Below are 17,982 nucleotides of genomic sequence, written 5' to 3'. Positions count from 1 at the left end.
TGAGGCCTGTGCTGCTGCAGGCCGCTTGAAATATCGAGCCGCGAGAGGCTGCCACCCGTCAGGAAATGAAGTTTATTGCCTGACGTTTATTCAATAAAGTGGAGTCCTCGTCTTTTTATCCTCTGCGTCATTTCATGTCTGGGGGCTAGGATCAGGAGTGCCGTTTCTCTCCCATTCCGGGAAGCTACACCATTTTTAGGGAATGTCATGAACACATTCAATTTACCCGCTCGTTCGATTGTGTATGTGCAGGATGTGTATTGCGGTTGGTGCTGGGGTTTTGCCGAACGCATGGTCGAGTTCGAGGCGGCTAACAAGCATCGCATTCCTTTTACCGCTGTCTCGGGTGGCTTGTTCGTGGGTGACCGGGCTGCTCCCATGTCCCGCTACCCTTATATTTCCGAATCCAACGAGCGCATCGCGCAAATGACGGGGGCGACGTTTGGGGCTGCTTATAAGGCCTTGGCAGAGGAGGGCTCGACTGTTATGGATTCACTGGAAGCGGCCACGGCCTTGGCGGTGCTGCGAGCGCAAGATCCGGAGCAGGCCATTCATTGGGTGCACGAGTTGCAGCAGGCTTTCTACTTGAACGGACGCAGCTTGTCTGATCCGGAGGTCTGCCAGGGGATTGCTGCTGTCAATGGCCTGGACGTAGATGCTGTGCGACGCCATTTGACTGACGGTTCAGGCCGGGAACAAGCCTTGGCTGATTTTGCCCTGGCTCGGGCTTTGGGCGCGCAATCCTATCCGACCTTGCTGTTTGTGGATGGTCGAAAAGTGACAAAGCTACCGGCGGTTGGTACCACTTTGGAAACGCTGAATCAGACCCTGGATTCCTTATTGGGCTGACTAGCAGTTCGGTACATAAAGCAGATTGAAATTGCGGCATCCTGGCCAGGCCAGGATGCCGCAATAGTTTTGAAGACTTGCCAACTTAGAAGCGGTAAGCCGTATTCAGATACAAGGCTGTTTGAGCGCTGGTGCCTTTACCCACTTGGGTGCTGACACCGGCTCCCAGCGTCCAGTTATTGCTGAGCTGACCCGTCGCACCCAATTCCAACAGGCCTGTGTCACGCACGCGCTCCTGATCCGTAGGCAGATAAAAGTGGCGGTGGTTGTAGACGCCGTCCTGCAAGCGCGCGCCCAGCAGCTCTGCCGGTTTCTTGAATTCATGCAGCCACTGTGCGGAGGCATGAACGGACCACTGATTGCTGACAGCAACATTGATCTGGTAACCGAGGCTGCTTTGTACCGAGGTCTGGTCCTGAGCATCAAAACCCATGGAGGTAGACAAACCTCGGCCATCTTCCGACAGAGCCTTGATCTTGGATTTCTGCATGCTCAGGCTTAACAGCGGGCCATGGGTGACGGCACCGGCCTGCCAGTCGTAACCCGTGCTGATCTTGCCGCCGTATTGGCTGCCGCCTGCTTTGGCCTGGTGTTCGCGTGTGGTGGCACCCAGACGGATATGACGGCGGGTTTTATTGTCCAGATCGCTGTAGAAAAGCTGGGCGTTCACCCATAGATTCTCGGTCTGCCAGCGGCCGTACAGACCAGCGGACTGACGCTTCTGGCTATAAGTGCCTTTTTCGTCCGTATCGCCATCCAGATTGTCGTAAGACAGGTAGGCACCTATCGTCCAATCAGCCAGACGCTTATCCAAACCCAGCTTCCAGGCTGCCTGCGCGCCATCCAGACGTGAGTTCGCACTGCTGCCATTACGCGTGATGGCCTCGCCCTGGAACCAGACTGCCAGATCCCTGTCTTGTGACGAACTGACGGTTTGAAGACGACGGTCAATGTGCTGCATTTGCATCTGCCCGGCGGTATTGGCTGCGGAGGCCAGCATGGCGACCTGACTGGGGGCGCTGACGACAGCGTGGGCATAGTCGGCAATAACAGCATGGCCGCCTGACGTGGGGTGGACACCATCAGCAAACAGATAGTTTTGGTCCGCACCAGGAGCCACCAGATCGGCAGGCGTACACAGGCGAGAGGACACACTGCCGCAAGCTGCTGTATTGACGTTGCTGAAGCCGTAGGCCTGCGGGTCGGCAGCCACTTCGTGCAATAGCGCCGAGACGTTCAAGGGGATGATATTGGCAGCACTGGAACTGAGCTGCTGGGTAAACGCCTGGTTGTAGCTGTCACTGAGCAAGGTGGCGATACCCGCGCTGATAGGGGAGCCGGCGAACTCTGGAGTCATGCCCAGATCAGGAATGTTGGGGACCAGAATGTAGCGAGCGCCCGCTTGCGATAGCGTGTTGATCAAGGCGGCTTGATTGCCGACGGAATCAGCCACGATTTGGGACATATTGAACGGATCTTTTACGGCGGCAAACAAGTCATTTGCGCCACCCCAGACGGTGTACAGGGCCTGTCCGTCCAGGCGTCCATTGTGCATGGCCAGCAGTTGAGCGGTCTGCGTGGTCATGGCGGGCAAAGGGGGATTAGTGGGGCTGGGAGGCTTGCTGGGATCCAGCAGCTCATCGATAGCCACGCGGGCTCCGCCGACGGCATAGTTGTTACCACCTTGGCTGCTAGGGGCCGCGTCGGTTCCCAGTTTCTGAGCCAGTACCTGGGACCAGACCTGGCCTGGATTGGTGGTAAGGCGCGAGCCGAACTGCCCACTGTCAGTCAGGCTGTCGCCGATAAAGTAGGTGTTGGAGAAGCCTTGTGCCTGTGTCCCGGCATGCAAGGCCATCAAGGCCAGGGCAAGACATGTTTTTTTCATTGTTCAGCCATTAAAAAAGAGTCTCCGAGCGGCATGTTCTGAACAGCGCTTTGCTTGTTATATCGTGATGTTCAAGATGAACGCGCGACCCGGATGGAACAGAGGGATGAAAAGATCATCGGATCAGGACCATCATAGTGGGGAGGCGTTTATTCCTGACACAGACAGGCACAGGTTTTTGAGGGGGGGATAAACGTAGGCAGGTAGCAAAAAAAAACGCCATGCATTTGCATGGCGTTTTTTATTTTGTCCGCTAGGAACTTATCGGCGTACCAAGGGAGCAGCACATACATCCGGGTTGTCAGCCAGGGACACAAATTTCATGCTGCCACCGTCATAGGCGTCGATCGTGCCCGATTCAATGTCGTAGACCCAGCCGTGCAGGGTCAAACGGCCTTCGGACATGGCCAGCCGCACGGAAGGGTGAGTCTGAATATTGGCCAGTTGGGCTACCACGTTTTCACGCACCATGGAGGAAATTCGTTCTTGCTCGTTGGCGTGGGTGCGGGCTTCATTCACCAGACGGGCCGAGTCGGCGTAGCGTAGCCAGTGTTCTACAGCGGGCATATGGTCCAGGCACTGACAGGAGGCAATGGCGGTCATGGCACCACAATCCGAGTGTCCACAAATCACAACGTCGGATACACGCAGGGCGGACACGGCGTATTCCACGGAGGCGGTCACACCACCGGGTTCCGGACCATAGGAGGGAACGATGTTGCCAGCGTTACGAATCACGAACAGATCGCCGGGTTCACGTTGTGTTACCAGCTCGGGGACCAGACGGCTATCGGAGCAAGAGATAAACAAAGCGCGGGGGTTTTGTTGTGTGGCCAGATTTTTGAAGAGCTTGGCGCGCTTGGGATAGGCTTCCCGTTGGAATTTCAGGAAACCGTCGATAATGTCTTTCATCCTTGTCCTTGTAGTTCGGCTTGGATAGAAGATTAACCCTTCAGGGTCATAAGGTAAAATACCGATTTCTGATGCTTTGCATTGGATTTGCTTATAGAAGGGTCCCTTATGCTTTTGCGCCATCTTAATTATTTTCTGGCGGTTGCCCAGTATCAAAGCTTTACCCGCGCCGCACGCGCCTTGCACGTGTCTCAACCGGCCTTGTCTCAGCAGGTACGCCAGCTGGAAGAACATCTGGGCGCACAACTGTTTGATCGCACCGGACGTCTTGTGCGTTTGACGGATGCGGGCGAGGTCTACTTGCGCTATGCCCGGCAAGCCTTGCAGGATCTGGAAGAAGGGCGGCGGGCCTTGCATGACGTCAGCGATTTGAGTCGAGGCTCCTTGCGAGTGGCGGTGGCGCCTACCTTTACGTCTTACTTGATTGGCCCTCTGGTAGAGGCCTTTTACCGCCGTTATCCCAATGTGCGCCTGGTGGTGCAGGAAATGCTGCAGGAGCGTGTGGAAACGCAATTGGTCGAAGACGAGCTGGATATTGGTATCGCTTTTGAAAAGCCGACTTCGGCTGCCGTGGAGTTTCAGCCTTTACTGGTGGAGACGCTGGCGTTGGTGATGAGCCGCACGCACCCCTTGGCCGAGCGCCGCAGCATCGATAGGGACACGCTGATGCGTGAGTCTTTGGTTTTGTTGACGCCCGAGTTCGCCACGCGTGGGCAGATCGAACGCCATTGCCGTCAGCATGATCTGGATTTGAAGGTTTCGATGGAGTCGAACTCGCTCAATGCCGTGATCGAGGTGGTTCGGCGCACGGGTCTGGCGACCTTGTTGCCTGCCGCGATTGCCGGCAATAGCGAGTATTTGGTGGCTGTGAGTCTGGACCCGGCCCCGCCGCAACGGCGGGCCATTTTGATGCAGCGCAAGGGTGCCTATCAATCTGCTGCAATGCGCGCCTTTATTGAGCTGGCGCTGAAATACGGCGCGGCATCGACGTTTTGATGCGGGTGTCGGGCAGAGCGATGGTCGCGCTCTGCTGCGGGCACCTTATAGCGCCACCACCACGCTTTGTTCCAGAGGACGCAACTCGCTTTCCGTGGCGGGTTTGCCCTCGTTCAAATGGGCGACCAGATCTACCGTGGTAGAGATACGCGTCAGCATCAGACAGGCGACTTCACCTCCGGCTACACGGCTGCTGTGCCAGCAACCGGGGCGCATGCAGACGCCTTGCCCTTGAGGAATGCGAAAGGCTTTCAGGGTCGACAAATCCGGACCTCCTTCGGGCTTGCTGTCAGCCACGATATGGATCACTTCGCCAGTCAGCGGGATCAGTGCCTGTTGCGTCAGCAGGTGGTTTTCCAGGGTCGTGATGTTGGGGTCTTGAATGCGGTAATTCACCCATAGCACTTCGGTCTGACCGCTTGGACCTGTGTCAAACGCATGTTCGTGCCAGAAGTCAGTGGCGGCATTGCTGAAGGCGGCCGTCGCTGGCGCCGTGGCCAGACCTTTACCCAACATCCAGCCATAAGGAGCAAAAGCCTCGGGGCTGAGGGGCTGGGGAGTCAGGGTGATTGGGGGGCTCATGGTTTATTGCTCAGAGAAAGTACTAAGGCAGCATCTTATCAAGAATGCAGCCTTGAACCCGGATTGGCCTAGATCAATAAGCTTGAGTTTCTCGTGGGTATTGTGGAACTAAGTAAAACATCCCCTGTCTTGAAGAGGGCTCGTCTTTACTTAGCGAGCTAAGCAAGCCGCCTTTTTTCAGGGGCGGCTTCGCTCTGTTTGCTTTCTTGACAAGGGGTTGCTGTGCTTCAAGCTGTTTCGCTGACCTGTAGACGGGGCCAGCGTCGTGTGTTCTCCGAGCTGAGCCTAAGGCTTGAAGCTGGCCAATGTTGTTTGGTCAGTGGGCCCAATGGCAGCGGCAAAACCAGCTTGTTGCGTATCTTGGCCAATATCGCCCAGGCCGACGAAGGCCAACTGATCTGGCACGACCGTCCCGTGCAAAGCAACGATAGCGATTACCGACGACAACTGGTTTACGGTGGGCATGCGCCTGGACTCAATAGCAGCTTGTCGGTGCAAGAAAATCTGGACAGCCTGCTCATGCAGGATCGCGTTCCCCTAGAGCAGGACGCTTGCGACCAAGCGTTGTTGGCTGGCGGTTTGCTGGCTTACCGTCGTGTGCCTGTACGGCAACTGTCAGCCGGACAACGTCGCCGCGTGTTTCTGGTGCGCCTGTCTCTGAGCAATCGCCCCTTGTGGATTCTGGACGAGCAGCTGACTGCGCTGGACAGCGCCGGTCAGAAGTTTCTGGGCGAATTGATTGCGCAGCATCTGCATAAGCAGGGCGCTGTCATTCTAACTAGCCACCAGACCTTGCCCTGGGATTTGGAGGTGCAGCACCTGGATCTGGGGCAGGCATGTTGAGTCTCTTTTTAGCCTTGATGAAGCGCGAGTGGCGCCTGGCGATGCGTCGCCCCGGCGATGTCCTGATTCCACTGGTTTTCTTTTTGGTGGTGTGCAGCCTGTTTCCCTTGGGTGTGGGGGCGGATGCGGCCTTGCTGTCCAAGATGGCGCCTGGCGTGCTGTGGGTGTCGGCCTTGCTGGCGACCATGCTGTCGCTAAGCCGCCTGTTTGAACAGGACGAGCAGGATGGTGCACTGGAGCAGGTTCTGTTTTCTCACCTGCCGCTTAGCCTTTGGGTTTTGGGCAAGGTGCTGGCGCATACCTTTTTGACAGGCCTGCCCTTGCTTTTGCTGGCTCCGATTCTGGGGCTGCAATTCAGCCTGCCTACGTCCAGCCTGGGCGTGCTGATGCTGTCCCTGGCGCTGGGCCTGCCCGTTCTGACCTTGTTGGGGGCGATTGGCGCGGCTCTGGTGTTGGGCCTGCGCTCGGCAGGGGTTTTGCTGGCTTTATTGATTTTGCCCTTTTACGTGCCCGTGCTGGTTTTCGGGGCGGGGGCGGTGCAAGCGGTTCAGGCAGGATTGGGTGCGCAAGCGCATCTGTCCGTTCTGGCCGCTTTTTTACTGTTGGCTTTGTTCTTTGCGCCACCTGCCACGGCAGCGGCGTTGCGCCTTGCTCTTGAGTAAATTCCATGAACTTTCTGTATCGCTACGCCGCTCCTCAAAACTTCTATGTTCTGGCCGGACGCATTATCCCTTGGGCTGCCATCCTGGCCTTTCTGCTGTTTCTGGTCGGCGCTTATGTAGGCTTCTTTTTGGCCCCTACCGACTTCCAGCAAGGCGAAGGCTATCGCATCATTTTTCTGCATGTGCCCGTGTCCTGGATGTCCATGCTGATCTATCTGGCCATGGGCTTCTGGTCCTTGATCTGCCTGGTTTTCAACAGTCGCACCGCCGCCATGATGGCAGCCGCGCTGGCCCCGACCGGGGCGATCTGTACGGTCTTGTCCCTGGTAACCGGAGCCCTGTGGGGCAAGCCTATGTGGGGCGCCTGGTGGGTCTGGGATGCCCGTCTGACTTCCGAATTGCTGCTGCTGTTTTTGTACATGGGTTTCATGGGCTTGCGTGGTGCCATTGACGACCCACGTCGCGCTGACAAAGCCGCTTCCATCCTGGCCCTGGTCGGGGTGGTGAATGTGCCCGTTATCTATTTCTCGGTGCAGTGGTGGAACACCTTGCATCAGGGGGCTTCGGTATCGCTGACCAGCTCGCCATCCATGGCCACCGTCATGCTGACGGGCATGTTGCTGATGAGTCTGGCCATGTGGTGCTACAGCATTGCCATCGCACTGTACCGGGTGCGCAATTTGATTCTTGAACGTGAGGCGCATACCGCCTGGGTTCGCAACTTGACGGAGGGCTGATGATGCATTGGTCGAGTGTGGGCGATTTTTTCGCTATGGGCGGCTATGCCGTGTATGTGTGGGGCTCGGTGCTGGCCTGTACCGTGTTGATGCTGGGTGAAGTGCTCAGCGTCCGGGCAGGGCGGGCACGGGCCTGGCAGCGGGTACGTGACGAGCGCGCCCTGGGGGGCCAGCGCCATGACTAAGCGACAAAATCGTCTGGTCCTGATTCTGGGCGCATTGATCGTGCTGGGGGCGGCAACCGCCCTGATCCTCAATGCCTTCCAAAGCAGCCTGGTGTTCTTTTTTACCCCTACTGAAGTCAGCCAGGGGCAAAGCCCTGAAAACCGGACCTTCCGGGTGGGTGGCATTGTGCAGATGGACAGCATCCGCCGTGGTGGCGCCCAAGGCATGGCCGTGAACTTTGTGGTGACAGACGGCGCGGCCCAGGTGCCTGTCAGCTATACGGGAATTTTGCCGGACCTGTTTCAAGAGGGGAAAGGCGTGGTGGCCCAAGGTCGCTTGAACGAGCAGGGCCATTTTGTGGCGGAAGAAGTGCTGGCCAAGCACGATGAAAACTACATGCCGCCCGAGGCCATGCATGCCATGGAGCAGGCCGAGCGCGCGAAACAAGGAGCCCAGCCATGATCCCGGAGCTTGGACACTTTGCCCTGATTCTGACTTTTGTACTGGCGCTGGCCCAAGGCATTGTGTCCTTGTATGGTGCCTGGCGTGGCAATTTGGCCTGGATGGCTTTTGCACGTCCCGCAGCCCGCTGGCAATTCGGTTTGGTGGCCTTCAGTTTGCTGTGTCTGGCCTGGTCCTTTGTGAGCTTTGATTTCTCTGTCGCCTATGTGGCGCAGAACTCCAGCACCAAACTGCCTTTGTTCTACCGCATTGCTGCTGTGTGGGGCGGGCATGAGGGCTCGCTGCTGCTGTGGATGTTCATGCAAACGGGTTGGGCCTTTGCTGTCAGCATTTATTCGCGTTCCTTGCCGGAAGCCATGCTGGCCCGTGTGCTGGGCGTCTTGGGTCTGATTACCGCCGGTTTTCTGCTGTTTGTGTTGATTAGCTCCAACCCCTTTGAGCGCATGTTCCCGGTTCCGGCTGAAGGTCTGGATCTGAATACGCTCTTGCAGGATATTGGCCTGATTGTTCACCCTCCCTTGCTGTATATGGGCTATGTGGGCTTTTCGGTGGCCTTTGCTTTTGCGATTGCCGCTTTGCTGGCAGGCCGTCTGGACGCCAGTTGGGCGCGTTGGTCGCGTCCCTGGACAACCTCGGCCTGGCTGTTTCTGACCTTGGGTATTGCCGTAGGTAGCTGGTGGGCCTACTACGAGCTGGGTTGGGGCGGCTGGTGGTTCTGGGACCCGGTAGAGAACTCCTCCTTTGTGCCGTGGTTGGCGGGGACCGCCCTGATTCACTCGCTGGCGGTCACGGAGAAACGTGGCAGCTTCAAGAACTGGACCGTGTTGCTGGCAATCAGCACCTTCTCGCTGTCCATTTTGGGCGCTTTCCTGGTGCGCTCCGGCGTGCTGACCTCAGTACACGCGTTTGCTACAGATCCGGCCCGAGGTGTGTTCATTCTGAGTCTGTTCGCCGTCATTGTGGGCAGCTCCCTGATCCTGTTTGCCTGGCGCGCACCGCGTGTCGGAGCAGGTGGGCAGTTTGCCGTGGTGTCGCGTGAGTCCTTGCTGCTGGTCAACAACGTTTTGCTGGTAGTGGTGACGGGCACGGTGCTGTTGGGCACCTTGTATCCCCTGATTATGGATACGCTGGGCCTGGGCAAAATCTCCGTGGGGCCACCTTATTTCAACAAGGTGTTTGTGCCTTTGATGATCCCGGCTCTGGTTCTGATCGTGTTTGGCGTCATGGCGAATTGGAAGCGTGCCAGCATGATGGATATGGTGCGCCAACTGGCCCTGGTGATCGTGTTCAGTATCGTGCTGGGTGCAGCCATTCCTTTGTTGTACGGCCAGTGGCAGGGCACCGCCGCCTTGGGCGCGGGTCTGGCCATATGGATTGTTTTGGGCAGCTTGTTTGATGTGGTCAAGCGTGTGCGCGCCACGCGTTCCGGCGTGTTCTCGCAACCACGCAGTTGGCTGGGTCAGCACCTGGCCCACATCGGGGTCGCTGTCTTTGTCCTGGGGGTGACCATGGTCAGCCACTACGAGACAGAAACCGATGTCTTGTTGCAACCCGGTCAGACGGCGCAGGTGGGCGCGTATGACGCGCGCTTCCAGGGCGTGCGTATTGTGCCGGGCCCGAACTATTCGGCCGAACGCGGCACGGTAGAACTGCTGCAGGATGGCAAGGTGGTGTCCACCTTGTATCCGGAAAAGCGCACCTATCTGTCCTCGGCCTTGCCCATGACGGAATCGGCCATTAACGCCAATGGTTTGCGTCATATTTACGTGGCGCTGGGCGACAACTTTGATCAGGGCGGTTGGAGTGTTCGTCTGTACTACAAGCCTCTGGTGGACTTTATCTGGCTGGGTTGTTTGCTGATGGCCTTGGGCGGTGCGCTGGCAATCAGTGATCGACGTTATCGCGCCAAGCAAACCCGTGCCGCTGTGCAAAACAAAGCCATGAATACGCAGGTGCAGGCATGAACCGTTTTACTGTTCCCTTGATCGGTTTTGTACTGTTGCTGGTATTTCTGGGCATTGGTTTGACCTTGAAGCCCAGCGAAGTGCCTTCGCCCTTGGTCGATAAACCGGCTCCGGCATTCAGCCTGCCTCAATTGCACAATCCCGAAGCCAGTTTTTCGGGTGAGCAAATGAAGGGACGCGTCTGGTTGCTGAACGTGTGGGCCTCGTGGTGCTACCCGTGCCTGACCGAACATGCTTTCATCAAAGAGCTGTCCACCAAGCACAAGGTGCCGATTGTGGGCTTGAACTACAAGGACGTACCTGAAGAAAGCCGCGAGTGGCTGCTACGCAATGGCAATTCTTATGAAGTCTCTGTCATGGACAGGGACGGTCGTGTGGGCATTGATTTCGGTGTGTACGGTGTGCCGGAAACCTTTGTGATCGACAAGCAGGGCATTGTGCGCTTCAAGCACATAGGCCCCGTGTCGCGTGAATCCATGGAGGAAACCTTGTTGCCTTTGATCCGTCGTTTGGAGCAGCAGCCATGATGATGCGTCAATGGATGGTGGCCTTGATGGCCAGTGTGTGGTTTCTGGTGCCGGCGGCGCAGGCCCAGTCGGGGGAACAGGGCGCCCAGGAATCGGTGATGCTGGAAATTGCGGCCGAGCTGCGTTGTCTGGTGTGCCAGAACGAATCCATTGCGGCATCGCGTGCCGAGCTGGCGGTGGACTTGCGTCAGCAGATCATGGAGCAGTTGGGGCAGGGGCGCAGCCCCGATCAGATTCGCACGTATATGGTGGATCGCTATGGCGACTTCATTTTGTATCGCCCGCCCTTTAAATCCACCACCTTGCTGCTCTGGTTCGGGCCAGCTCTGTTATTGCTGACTGGCTTTCTGGTCTATGCCTTTACGCTGCGCCGTCGACGCCGCGCGGGTGATGACACGGCCTTGACCGAGGAACAACGTCGTCAAGCCGATGCTCTCTTGCAGGGCTCTTCTCGGGATGAACAATCGTGACTATTGTTTTTTATATTGTGGCCGCGCTACTGGTGCTGCTGTGCGCGGTGTATTTGATGTTGAGCGTCAAGCGCAAGCCCGCCGTGCAGCGTGTGGTTGAACACAAGCAGGCCAATCTGGCGATTTTGCGTGAGCAGCTCAAGGAAATCGAACGGGACAAGCAGGCCGGTGTCTTGTCTGCCCAGGACTTTGAACAGGCGCAGATGGATTTGCGCCAGCGTGTGCTGGAAGAAAACGAAGGGCTGAAAACGGAATCTGTGCAGCAAGCAGGCGCACCGAAGCTGGCCTGGACCTTGATGGTCAGCATTCCGGTCGCGGCTATCGCCTTGTACTTTTATCTGGGCAATCCGGCCATGCTCGATCCTGCCGCCGTGCAGCAGCAAGCCAACGCACAGCCCGTGGATATTGAGGCCATGGTGGCCCGTCTGGAGCAGCGTCTGAAAGAAAACCCGGACGATCCGGGCGCCTGGTTGATGATGGCCCGTTCACATCGCTATTACGGCCGCCATCAGGAAGCGACACAGGCGTATGCCAAGGCCATGGCCGTGGTGGATGGAGACCCGACGGCATTGGCTGAGTATGCGGAATCCATGCTGCTGGCCGGTGTCGATACCTTGGACGGTTTGCCGGGTCGTTTGGTCAAGCGATCGCTGGAGCTGTATCCCGAAGAGCCATTGGGCTTGATGCTGGCCGGCGCTGCCGCTTTGCATAAAGAGGAGTATCCGGCGGCGATCGACTACTGGCAGCGTTTGCTGGCGCAGTTTCCACCCGATTCGGAAACCGCCAAGGTCGTGAACCAGGGCTTGCAACTGGCGCGCGAACGTATGCGTATGCCGGCCGCCCCTGCAGCGGAACCTGCCACGGCCCCTTGATATGGAAATAGTGTCTTTGGATTTGGGCCTGATCGCCCTGATAACGGCGTTTCTGGCGGGGATGGCTTCGTTTCTCTCCCCCTGCGTCTTGCCCTTGGTTCCCGGCTATCTGTCTTATCTGGCCGGGGACGGGCAGGTGTATACGCAGGTCAAGCGCAGCCAGCTACTGGGCCGCAGCGTTTGTTTTGTGGCTGGCTTTTCGCTGGTTTTTATCGCCTTGGGAGCCAGCCTCTCTTACCTTGGTCAGCTGTTGATGGCCTATCGCTATGAGTTGAATGTGGCGGCAGGTGTCATGGTGGCTTTGGCGGGCTTGAGTGTGATGGGGGTGCTGCGCATGCCCATGAGCCTGCAACGCTACTATCGCTTTGAATCCGGCAAAGCGGCAGGCCCTGGCGGGGCAACGGTAATGGGGCTGGCGTTCGGCTTTGGCTGGACTCCCTGCATCGGCCCGATTCTGGCGGGCATTTTGATGATGGGAGCCAGCACGGCCAGTGCGGGCAAGGCCAGTATCCTGTTGTCCGTCTACGCTTTGGGTCTGGGCGTACCTTTCATCCTGGCCGCCTGCTTCCTGACCCCCTTCTTGCAGCGCATGACCCAGATCAGGAAGATCGGGCGCTATGTGCGCTGGGGGGCGGGTCTGGTGCTGATTGTGATGGGTTGGGCCATGGCAACCGGCGAGCTGGCGCGGTTTGCGATCTGGGTGCTCAAGACATTCCCGGTGTTAGGACAACTGGGCTGAACCGTCGTCTATCACTTCACGGCAGCATTGCCGCCATCGGCGAACAGGGCTGATCCGGTCACAAAACTGGACATGGAGCTGGCCAGAAAGAGCGCTGCGGACGCAATTTCTTCAGGTTGGGCGATTCGCTTCATGGCGTGCAGCCCCGCCGCCCAATCCTTGGTGCTCTGATCCCCGGCAATGTCTGTGTCAGTTCCGCCAGGCAATAGAGCGTTAGCTCGTATTCCTTGCGCCGCATAGTCTGCAGTGATGCCTTTGACCAGTCCCATGAGTGCCGCTTTGGCGGCACCATAAGCGCTCATCCCGGGTAGGCCGACACTGGTGCCCACAAAGCTCGAGGTGAAAACAATCGAACCGCCACCGCGATGGAGCATGGCTGGAATCTGGCTACGGGCACCCAGAAAGGCTGCCTCAAGATTGGTATCCAGTGTTGTTTGCCATTCTTCCAGTGACATCTCGGCCAGCGGCTTGAGGGCACCGACAATACCGGCGTTATTGATCGCAATATCCAGCCCACCGAATCTGCTGTTCGCGGCTTCGATCAGTTGCTCATGGATTTCAGCCTGCGTAATGTCCCCCGTCACAAACTCGGCACGGCCGCCAGACTGCCGGATCTCCTTGGCGACGGCATCAAGCAATGCGCTACGCCTTGCCGTAAGAACAAGTGCCGCTCCCTGCTCAGCAAACATCAATGCGATGGCGCGTCCAATACCAGAGGATGCGCCGGTAACAAGGGCAACCTTTCCATCAAGCAAAGCCATGAGTGAAATCTCCTGTATTTCTATTGGGAGCTCACATCGTATGTGTCCTGGCCTGACGGGGAACTCCGTTTCTTGCCTTCAAAACCGGTTCTTGATGATGGGGCAGGTAGCCGACTATCAGTCTTGTACTTCGCGGCGTAGCAGTTCACGTTTTCGGTCTATCCCCCAGCGGTAACCGGCCAGATCGCCATCCCGGCGTACGACGCGGTGGCATGGGATGGCCACGGCAATGTGGTTGTTGGCGCAAGCCTGGGCCACGGCACGCACAGCTTTGGGCGAGCCTATGCGTTCGGCGATGTCGGTGTAGCTGACGGTGACGCCTGGCGGGATCTCACAGAGCGCGCGCCAGACTCGTTCCTGGAAGGCCGTTCCTTGTACATCCAGTGGCAGGTGCAAGCCAATAGAGGGCGTTTCGATGAAGCCCACGACTTGAGCGATCAATTGCTCGAACTCCCCGTCGCAGCCGATGATTTCGGCTTTGGGAAACTGATCTTGCAGGTCACGAACCAGTTGATCGGGATCGTCGCCCAGCAAGATGGCGCAGATGCCGCGTTGGCTTTGGGCTACCAGAATCGCTCCTAGAGAGCACTGACCTACAGCGAAACGGATGACAGCACCGGCCCCTCCAGCCCGGTAGTCCCGTGCACGCATGCCTAACAGCTGTTCAGAGGCTTCGTAGAATCGGCTGTTGGAGTTGAATCCGCTGTCGTAGATCGCATTGGTGATGGTCGTATCCGGACTGCTCAGTTCCTCGCGCAGTCTGCGAGCACGATAGGCCGAGCTGTATGCCTTGGGCGTCAGACCTGTTTCGGCTTTGAACAGCCGATGAAAATGGAAGGGGCTTTTGCCCACCGCGGCTGCCAGCGTGTCCAGCGATGGCGGCGTCTCCGAGGTTTCGATCAGGCGGCAGGCACGAGCCACGATGGCGGCCCGTTCGGCTGCGGCGCTGGTTTGAGAGCCATGGGCCCTACGGCTATAACGATAGCCTGCTGCTTCAGCGTTCTGGGGCGAATCGAAAAATTCGACATTCTCGCGCTTGGGCAAGCGTGTTGTTGAGCTGGGTTGGCAGTACACGCCTGTGGTACGCACCGCATAGACGAACTGGCCATCGGCAGCGGGGTCTCGTGCCTGCACAGCCGCCCAGCGCTGATCGTCGGTTTTGTAAGCAGGGTTCGTAGTCATAGGGCAGGGATCCTGACATCATCAATTACGAAGCCAGAATACGCGGGTCTTTCATCGCAAGCACTCCGATTCTTGCGGTCAATATTGACAGACCCGGCTGACACCACACAAGAGCCTGTCAGTTGTTGACGGTATGTGCGTGCTAAACGAAGCAGCATGAAAAAAAGGCCGGTATCAACCGGCCTTTTTATTGGCTCTGAAGAGCTGGCACCTTGAAAGGCGCATTGTGCTTACAGGGCGCTGGGGGTGTAACCCGCTTCTTCAATCACTTTCAGGGCTTGTGCGCCATCCAGACCTTGAACGGTAACCTGGTGTTTTTCCAGATCCGTGCTGACGGTGGCTTGAGGGGCGACAGCCTGAATGGCTTCAGTGATGCTGCGTACACAGTGGCCGCAGGTCATGTCGGGTACGGAGAAGGTGGACATAGCTGACTCCTTTGATAAAAACAATGGAGTCAGCTTAAGGCTTGCCACGGGGGCAAGGTCAAGTGCTGTTTTTTTTAAAACAGGGCCGGTGACATCAGGCGGATCTGATCAAACTCGGGATTGCCCAGCCATTGAATCTGGCTGCTGGCCAAACCTGGGCCTGATTCCTTGTTTTCCACAAAAGCACCGTAGGAGATGGTCTGCTTTTGAGTGTCCAGTAGCACTACGTAGCTGGAGCTGGTGCAGTCATGGGGTTTGCAGCCCTGGAAAACCTGGTAGTCGCGGCCATCCAGAGAAACGGTTTCGCCCGGCGAAGCCGTACCGAAATCTTTAACCCAGCTGGCGTTTTTGGCGACGTCCTGCATCAGGCTCTGATACTGCTGGGCCACTTGCTTGTTGGACTTGGCCAGGTCAGCCAGATAAACGGATTCCGAGGACTGTGCATTGCTCAGGAAAGGGGCGAGCAGGGCGCTGCCAAGGACAAGGCGGCACAGAGAATGGGAAATACGCATGGGATCTCCAATAATGAGGCGAGCCTTCAGTTTAGCAGCGCGCTTAGTGCGGGATTGTTAACAAAATCAAGGAAAACCTGCATAAACGGCTATCCCTACAGTCGTTATAGTGCTTATCCGTCCATGGGATTGGCACGGGGCTTTGTTTCCTGTCGAATTACCAGGGCATTTGAGGGGTGTAGGTAAAAACCACAGCTTGCCAGCAAAATTGTTTCATAACTAAACTATTTATAAATGAATGGTTGGCATAGTTGAATTTGTAGTTCGATCTGCTGTGCATCTTATTTAAAGACAGCCTATAAGCGCGGTGGCGCAAGGAGATAACATGAAACGTATTGCATTGACCGTAGCTCTGGCGGCGGCTTTTGGCGGTTCTTTGGCTCATGCCGATACCATCAAAGTGGGGATGGCAATGGACACATCCGGTCCGTTCGCTGCCGTTGGTGGTGAAGTTCGTGATGGCTTTAATCTGGCCATCAAACAACTGGACGGCAAGCTGGGCGGTTTCCCGGCCGAGTTCATTCAACAGGATATGGCCGGTAACCCCGACCAGGCCCGCCAATTGGTCAATCGCTTCGTGCAGCGCGACAAGATCGACTTCTTTACCGGCCCCGTGGGTTCCAACGTGGCACTGGCAGTGGCTCCCGCCCTGTTCTCGGCCAAAGTGCCTTACCTGACCAGCAACCCGGGCCCCAGCCAACTGGCCGGTGCCGGTTGTAATCCGTACTTCTTTGGTGTGTCCTACCAGAACGACGCCTTTGACGAGGCCGCCGGTAAAGTGGCTGCGGATCGCAACTACGAAAAAATGTTCATCATTGCCCCTGACTATCCGGCCGGCAAGGATCACCTGAACGGCTTCAAGCGTGGTTACGGCAAACCCGTCAACGACGAGCTCTACACCAAGCTGGGCCAGATTGACTACTCGGCTGAACTGGCACAGATCCGTGCGGCCAAGCCCCAGGCCGTGTTCTTCTTCCTGCCCGGTGCCATGGGCATCAACTTCATCAAACAGTTCGTGGCCGCTGGCCTGAATAAAGATGTGGTGTTGCTGGGCCCAGCCTTCTCGGGTGACGAGGACATCATCCCCGCCGTGGGCGAGCCTATCCTGGGCATGTTGAACACGGCTCAGTGGTCGCCTGACCTGGATGTTCCTGCCAACAAGACCTTTGTGGAAGAGTTCCGCAAAGCCTACGACGGCCGCTATCCATCGGTTTACGCTGCTCAGGCCTATGACGTGATTCTGGCTATTGACGCCGCCGTCAAACAGGTTGATGGCAAGGTATCCGACCGCGAAGCGGTGCTCAAGGCACTGAAAGCCGCCGACTACAACTCGGTTCGCGGCCCATTTACCTACGGCAACAACAACTTCCCCGTGCAGGCTTACTACTTGCGTGAAGTGGTCAAGGATCAGGACGGACGTCTTGTGAACCGTATGGTCAGCAAGGTGTTTGACTCCTACCAGGACGTCTACGCCAAAGAATGCAAACTTAATTAAGATTCACAGGTGGTAAAAGCATGTCGCTCATTCTGATTAGCGAGCAATTGCTGAATGGTTTGCAGTTTGGTTTGATGTTATTTCTGATTGCCGCGGGCCTGACGTTGGTCTTCGGCATTATGGATATCATGAACCTGGCCCACGGCTCCCTCTATATGGCGGGAGCCTATGTGGCCGCGGAAACCATGCAGCGTACAGGGTCTTTTACCGCCGCCATTGTGGTGGCGGTGGCGGTGACAGCCCTGGTCGGTATTGCCTTGGAAATTCTCATTCTGCGCAAGCTGGTCACTCGTGATCACCTGGCTCAGGTACTGGGAACCTATGCCGTTATTTTGATCGCCAATGATGTGGTCAAAATGATTTGGGGCCCAACCCCCGTTATGTTGAATATGCCTGCCTTGTTGTCCGGGCCGGTAGAACTCTTGCCTGACTTTCTCTATCCCGCCTTCCGTCTGATGATTATTGCGGTCGGTCTGGTGATGGCGCTGGCCCTGTATGCCTTCGTGACCAAAACACGGGCTGGGGTGCTGGTGCGTGCAGGAGCCTCCAATCGACAAATGGCCACCCTGATGGGGGTGCGAGTGCCTATTCTGTTCCTGGGTGTGTTCACTCTGGGAGCCGCTCTGGCTGCGCTGGCCGGTGCCTTGTTGGGTCCGATTACCGCGGTTCAGATCGGTATGGGCGAGGACATTCTGATCCTGGTTCTGGTCTGCATCGTGATTGGCGGGATTGGCTCGATTCGTGGCGCGTTTGTAGGTGCCTTGCTGGTGGGTATGGTTGATACCGCTGGCCGTGCATTCCTGCCCATGTTGCTGCGTAACGTTTTCCCGGCAGATGTGGCTTCCAGCGTCGGTCCTACGATTGCTGCCATTTCGATCTATGTCCTGATGGCGGTTGTTCTTGTTTTCCGTCCTTCGGGCCTGTTCCCGGCGCGAGGTTAAT

The 17,982-nt window shown here is 57.2% G+C and carries 21 protein-coding genes; 14 read left to right on the top strand and 7 right to left on the bottom strand.

The window, feature by feature from the left end; genetic code table 11:
• Positions 1–207 precede the first annotated feature (207 nt).
• Positions 208–849 (top strand): DsbA family protein, encoded by a 642-nt coding sequence (locus tag N879_RS06770; protein ID WP_009462348.1) that lies wholly within the window; start codon positions 208–210, stop codon positions 847–849.
• A gap of 85 nt (positions 850–934) precedes the next feature.
• Here N879_RS06770 and N879_RS06765 read toward each other — a convergent pair whose 3' ends face one another.
• Both N879_RS06765 and N879_RS06760 read right to left on the bottom strand, forming a co-directional pair.
• Positions 935–2,734 (bottom strand): autotransporter domain-containing esterase, encoded by a 1,800-nt coding sequence (locus N879_RS06765; RefSeq protein WP_009462350.1) that lies wholly within the window; start codon positions 2,732–2,734, stop codon positions 935–937.
• A gap of 261 nt (positions 2,735–2,995) precedes the next feature.
• A complete protein-coding gene (locus N879_RS06760) occupies positions 2,996–3,646 on the bottom strand; it encodes a carbonic anhydrase (RefSeq protein WP_022983244.1) in 651 nt (216 codons plus the stop codon).
• A gap of 108 nt (positions 3,647–3,754) precedes the next feature.
• On the opposite strand from N879_RS06760, the gene cynR reads away from it, so the two are divergent.
• Entirely contained in the window at positions 3,755–4,642 is an 888-nt protein-coding gene (gene cynR, locus N879_RS06755) for a transcriptional regulator CynR (RefSeq protein WP_009462356.1), read from the top strand.
• Positions 4,643–4,687: 45 nt separating this feature from the next.
• Here the strand turns inward: cynR and N879_RS06750 are convergent, their stop codons facing one another.
• Positions 4,688–5,224, bottom strand: a complete 537-nt coding sequence (locus N879_RS06750) for an ureidoglycolate lyase (protein WP_009462358.1) — start codon at positions 5,222–5,224, stop codon at positions 4,688–4,690.
• Positions 5,225–5,446: 222 nt separating this feature from the next.
• Here N879_RS06750 and ccmA point away from each other — a divergent pair, with 222 nt between their 5' ends.
• The 10 genes from ccmA to N879_RS06700 are packed head-to-tail and all read left to right on the top strand — an operon-like array spanning position 5,447 to position 12,665.
• Entirely contained in the window at positions 5,447–6,067 is a 621-nt protein-coding gene (gene ccmA, locus N879_RS06745; RefSeq protein WP_039942524.1) for a cytochrome c biogenesis heme-transporting ATPase CcmA, read from the top strand.
• Entirely contained in the window at positions 6,061–6,729 is a 669-nt protein-coding gene (ccmB, locus tag N879_RS06740) for a heme exporter protein CcmB (RefSeq protein WP_022983243.1), read from the top strand. Before ccmA ends, ccmB begins: the two co-directional genes overlap by 7 nt.
• Positions 6,730–6,734: 5 nt before the next feature.
• A complete protein-coding gene (gene ccmC / locus N879_RS06735) occupies positions 6,735–7,466 on the top strand; it encodes a heme ABC transporter permease CcmC (RefSeq protein ID WP_009462363.1) in 732 nt (243 codons plus the stop codon).
• Complete coding sequence (gene ccmD, locus N879_RS06730) at positions 7,466–7,651, top strand: heme exporter protein CcmD (protein WP_009462365.1); 186 nt, start codon at positions 7,466–7,468, stop codon at positions 7,649–7,651. Before ccmC ends, ccmD begins: the two co-directional genes overlap by 1 nt.
• Positions 7,644–8,093, top strand: coding sequence for a cytochrome c maturation protein CcmE (ccmE, locus tag N879_RS06725; RefSeq protein WP_022983242.1), 450 nt, complete (start codon positions 7,644–7,646; stop codon positions 8,091–8,093). Before ccmD ends, ccmE begins: the two co-directional genes overlap by 8 nt.
• Entirely contained in the window at positions 8,090–10,057 is a 1,968-nt protein-coding gene (locus N879_RS06720) for a heme lyase CcmF/NrfE family subunit (RefSeq protein WP_022983241.1), read from the top strand. The genes ccmE and N879_RS06720 overlap by 4 nt, the downstream gene beginning before the upstream one ends.
• Positions 10,054–10,584, top strand: a complete 531-nt coding sequence (locus tag N879_RS06715) for a DsbE family thiol:disulfide interchange protein (RefSeq protein ID WP_009462261.1) — start codon at positions 10,054–10,056, stop codon at positions 10,582–10,584. Before N879_RS06720 ends, N879_RS06715 begins: the two co-directional genes overlap by 4 nt.
• Positions 10,581–11,054 carry a cytochrome c-type biogenesis protein gene (locus tag N879_RS06710; protein ID WP_009462259.1) on the top strand — a complete coding sequence of 158 codons (474 nt, stop codon included), beginning with the start codon at positions 10,581–10,583 and terminating at the stop codon, positions 11,052–11,054. Before N879_RS06715 ends, N879_RS06710 begins: the two co-directional genes overlap by 4 nt.
• Positions 11,051–11,926 carry a c-type cytochrome biogenesis protein CcmI gene (gene ccmI, locus N879_RS06705; RefSeq protein ID WP_022983240.1) on the top strand — a complete coding sequence of 292 codons (876 nt, stop codon included), beginning with the start codon at positions 11,051–11,053 and terminating at the stop codon, positions 11,924–11,926. Before N879_RS06710 ends, ccmI begins: the two co-directional genes overlap by 4 nt.
• Position 11,927: 1 nt before the next feature.
• Entirely contained in the window at positions 11,928–12,665 is a 738-nt protein-coding gene (locus N879_RS06700) for a cytochrome c biogenesis CcdA family protein (protein WP_022983239.1), read from the top strand.
• 11 nt (positions 12,666–12,676) lie between these two features.
• Here the strand turns inward: N879_RS06700 and N879_RS06695 are convergent, their stop codons facing one another.
• The 4 genes from N879_RS06695 to N879_RS06680 form a co-directional block, all read right to left on the bottom strand.
• On the bottom strand, positions 12,677–13,426 hold the full coding sequence (locus tag N879_RS06695) for an SDR family oxidoreductase (protein ID WP_009462253.1): 750 nt from the start codon (positions 13,424–13,426) through the stop codon (positions 12,677–12,679).
• A gap of 117 nt (positions 13,427–13,543) precedes the next feature.
• The gene (gene ada / locus N879_RS06690) at positions 13,544–14,608 is read right to left on the bottom strand and encodes a bifunctional DNA-binding transcriptional regulator/O6-methylguanine-DNA methyltransferase Ada (RefSeq protein ID WP_009462251.1); all 1,065 of its coding nucleotides are present in this window, start codon (positions 14,606–14,608) and stop codon (positions 13,544–13,546) included.
• Positions 14,609–14,838: 230 nt separating this feature from the next.
• Positions 14,839–15,033, bottom strand: a complete 195-nt coding sequence (locus tag N879_RS06685; RefSeq protein ID WP_022983238.1) for a heavy-metal-associated domain-containing protein — start codon at positions 15,031–15,033, stop codon at positions 14,839–14,841.
• Between the two features lie 74 nt (positions 15,034–15,107).
• On the bottom strand, positions 15,108–15,545 hold the full coding sequence (locus N879_RS06680; RefSeq protein ID WP_009462247.1) for an Ivy family c-type lysozyme inhibitor: 438 nt from the start codon (positions 15,543–15,545) through the stop codon (positions 15,108–15,110).
• 325 nt (positions 15,546–15,870) lie between these two features.
• Here N879_RS06680 and N879_RS06675 point away from each other — a divergent pair, with 325 nt between their 5' ends.
• Together N879_RS06675 and N879_RS06670 are read left to right on the top strand one after the other, a co-directional pair.
• Positions 15,871–17,040 (top strand): ABC transporter substrate-binding protein, encoded by a 1,170-nt coding sequence (locus N879_RS06675; protein WP_009462245.1) that lies wholly within the window; start codon positions 15,871–15,873, stop codon positions 17,038–17,040.
• A 20-nt stretch (positions 17,041–17,060) separates the two neighbouring features.
• Positions 17,061–17,981, top strand: coding sequence for a branched-chain amino acid ABC transporter permease (locus N879_RS06670; protein ID WP_022983237.1), 921 nt, complete (start codon positions 17,061–17,063; stop codon positions 17,979–17,981).
• Position 17,982 lies beyond the last annotated feature (1 nt).

This window comes from Alcaligenes sp. EGD-AK7 (assembly GCF_000465875.3).
Classification (GTDB): domain Bacteria; phylum Pseudomonadota; class Gammaproteobacteria; order Burkholderiales; family Burkholderiaceae_B; genus Alcaligenes; species Alcaligenes phenolicus.
The sequence above is the reverse complement of the archived record's forward strand: the minus strand, read 5'-3'. Positions and strand labels throughout refer to the sequence as shown.

Bases quoted from the DNA above. Each gene is read 5' to 3' on its own strand.
- N879_RS06685 (WP_022983238.1), bottom strand. From the start codon at position 15,033: ATGTCCACCTTCTCCGTACCCGACATGACCTGCGGCCACTGTGTACGC.
- cynR (WP_009462356.1), top strand. From the start codon at position 3,755: ATGCTTTTGCGCCATCTTAATTATTTTCTGGCGGTTGCCCAGTATCAA.
- N879_RS06670 (WP_022983237.1), top strand. From the start codon at position 17,061: ATGTCGCTCATTCTGATTAGCGAGCAATTGCTGAATGGTTTGCAGTTT.
- N879_RS06720 (WP_022983241.1), top strand. From the start codon at position 8,090: ATGATCCCGGAGCTTGGACACTTTGCCCTGATTCTGACTTTTGTACTG.
- ccmB (WP_022983243.1), top strand. From the start codon at position 6,061: ATGTTGAGTCTCTTTTTAGCCTTGATGAAGCGCGAGTGGCGCCTGGCG.
- N879_RS06715 (WP_009462261.1), top strand. From the start codon at position 10,054: ATGAACCGTTTTACTGTTCCCTTGATCGGTTTTGTACTGTTGCTGGTA.
- ccmD (WP_009462365.1), top strand. From the start codon at position 7,466: ATGATGCATTGGTCGAGTGTGGGCGATTTTTTCGCTATGGGCGGCTAT.
- N879_RS06760 (WP_022983244.1), bottom strand. From the start codon at position 3,646: ATGAAAGACATTATCGACGGTTTCCTGAAATTCCAACGGGAAGCCTAT.
- N879_RS06750 (WP_009462358.1), bottom strand. From the start codon at position 5,224: ATGAGCCCCCCAATCACCCTGACTCCCCAGCCCCTCAGCCCCGAGGCT.
- N879_RS06675 (WP_009462245.1), top strand. From the start codon at position 15,871: ATGAAACGTATTGCATTGACCGTAGCTCTGGCGGCGGCTTTTGGCGGT.
- ccmE (WP_022983242.1), top strand. From the start codon at position 7,644: ATGACTAAGCGACAAAATCGTCTGGTCCTGATTCTGGGCGCATTGATC.
- N879_RS06680 (WP_009462247.1), bottom strand. From the start codon at position 15,545: ATGCGTATTTCCCATTCTCTGTGCCGCCTTGTCCTTGGCAGCGCCCTG.
- ada (WP_009462251.1), bottom strand. From the start codon at position 14,608: ATGACTACGAACCCTGCTTACAAAACCGACGATCAGCGCTGGGCGGCT.
- N879_RS06700 (WP_022983239.1), top strand. From the start codon at position 11,928: ATGGAAATAGTGTCTTTGGATTTGGGCCTGATCGCCCTGATAACGGCG.
- N879_RS06765 (WP_009462350.1), bottom strand. From the start codon at position 2,734: ATGAAAAAAACATGTCTTGCCCTGGCCTTGATGGCCTTGCATGCCGGG.
- N879_RS06770 (WP_009462348.1), top strand. From the start codon at position 208: ATGAACACATTCAATTTACCCGCTCGTTCGATTGTGTATGTGCAGGAT.
- ccmC (WP_009462363.1), top strand. From the start codon at position 6,735: ATGAACTTTCTGTATCGCTACGCCGCTCCTCAAAACTTCTATGTTCTG.
- N879_RS06710 (WP_009462259.1), top strand. From the start codon at position 10,581: ATGATGATGCGTCAATGGATGGTGGCCTTGATGGCCAGTGTGTGGTTT.
- N879_RS06695 (WP_009462253.1), bottom strand. From the start codon at position 13,426: ATGGCTTTGCTTGATGGAAAGGTTGCCCTTGTTACCGGCGCATCCTCT.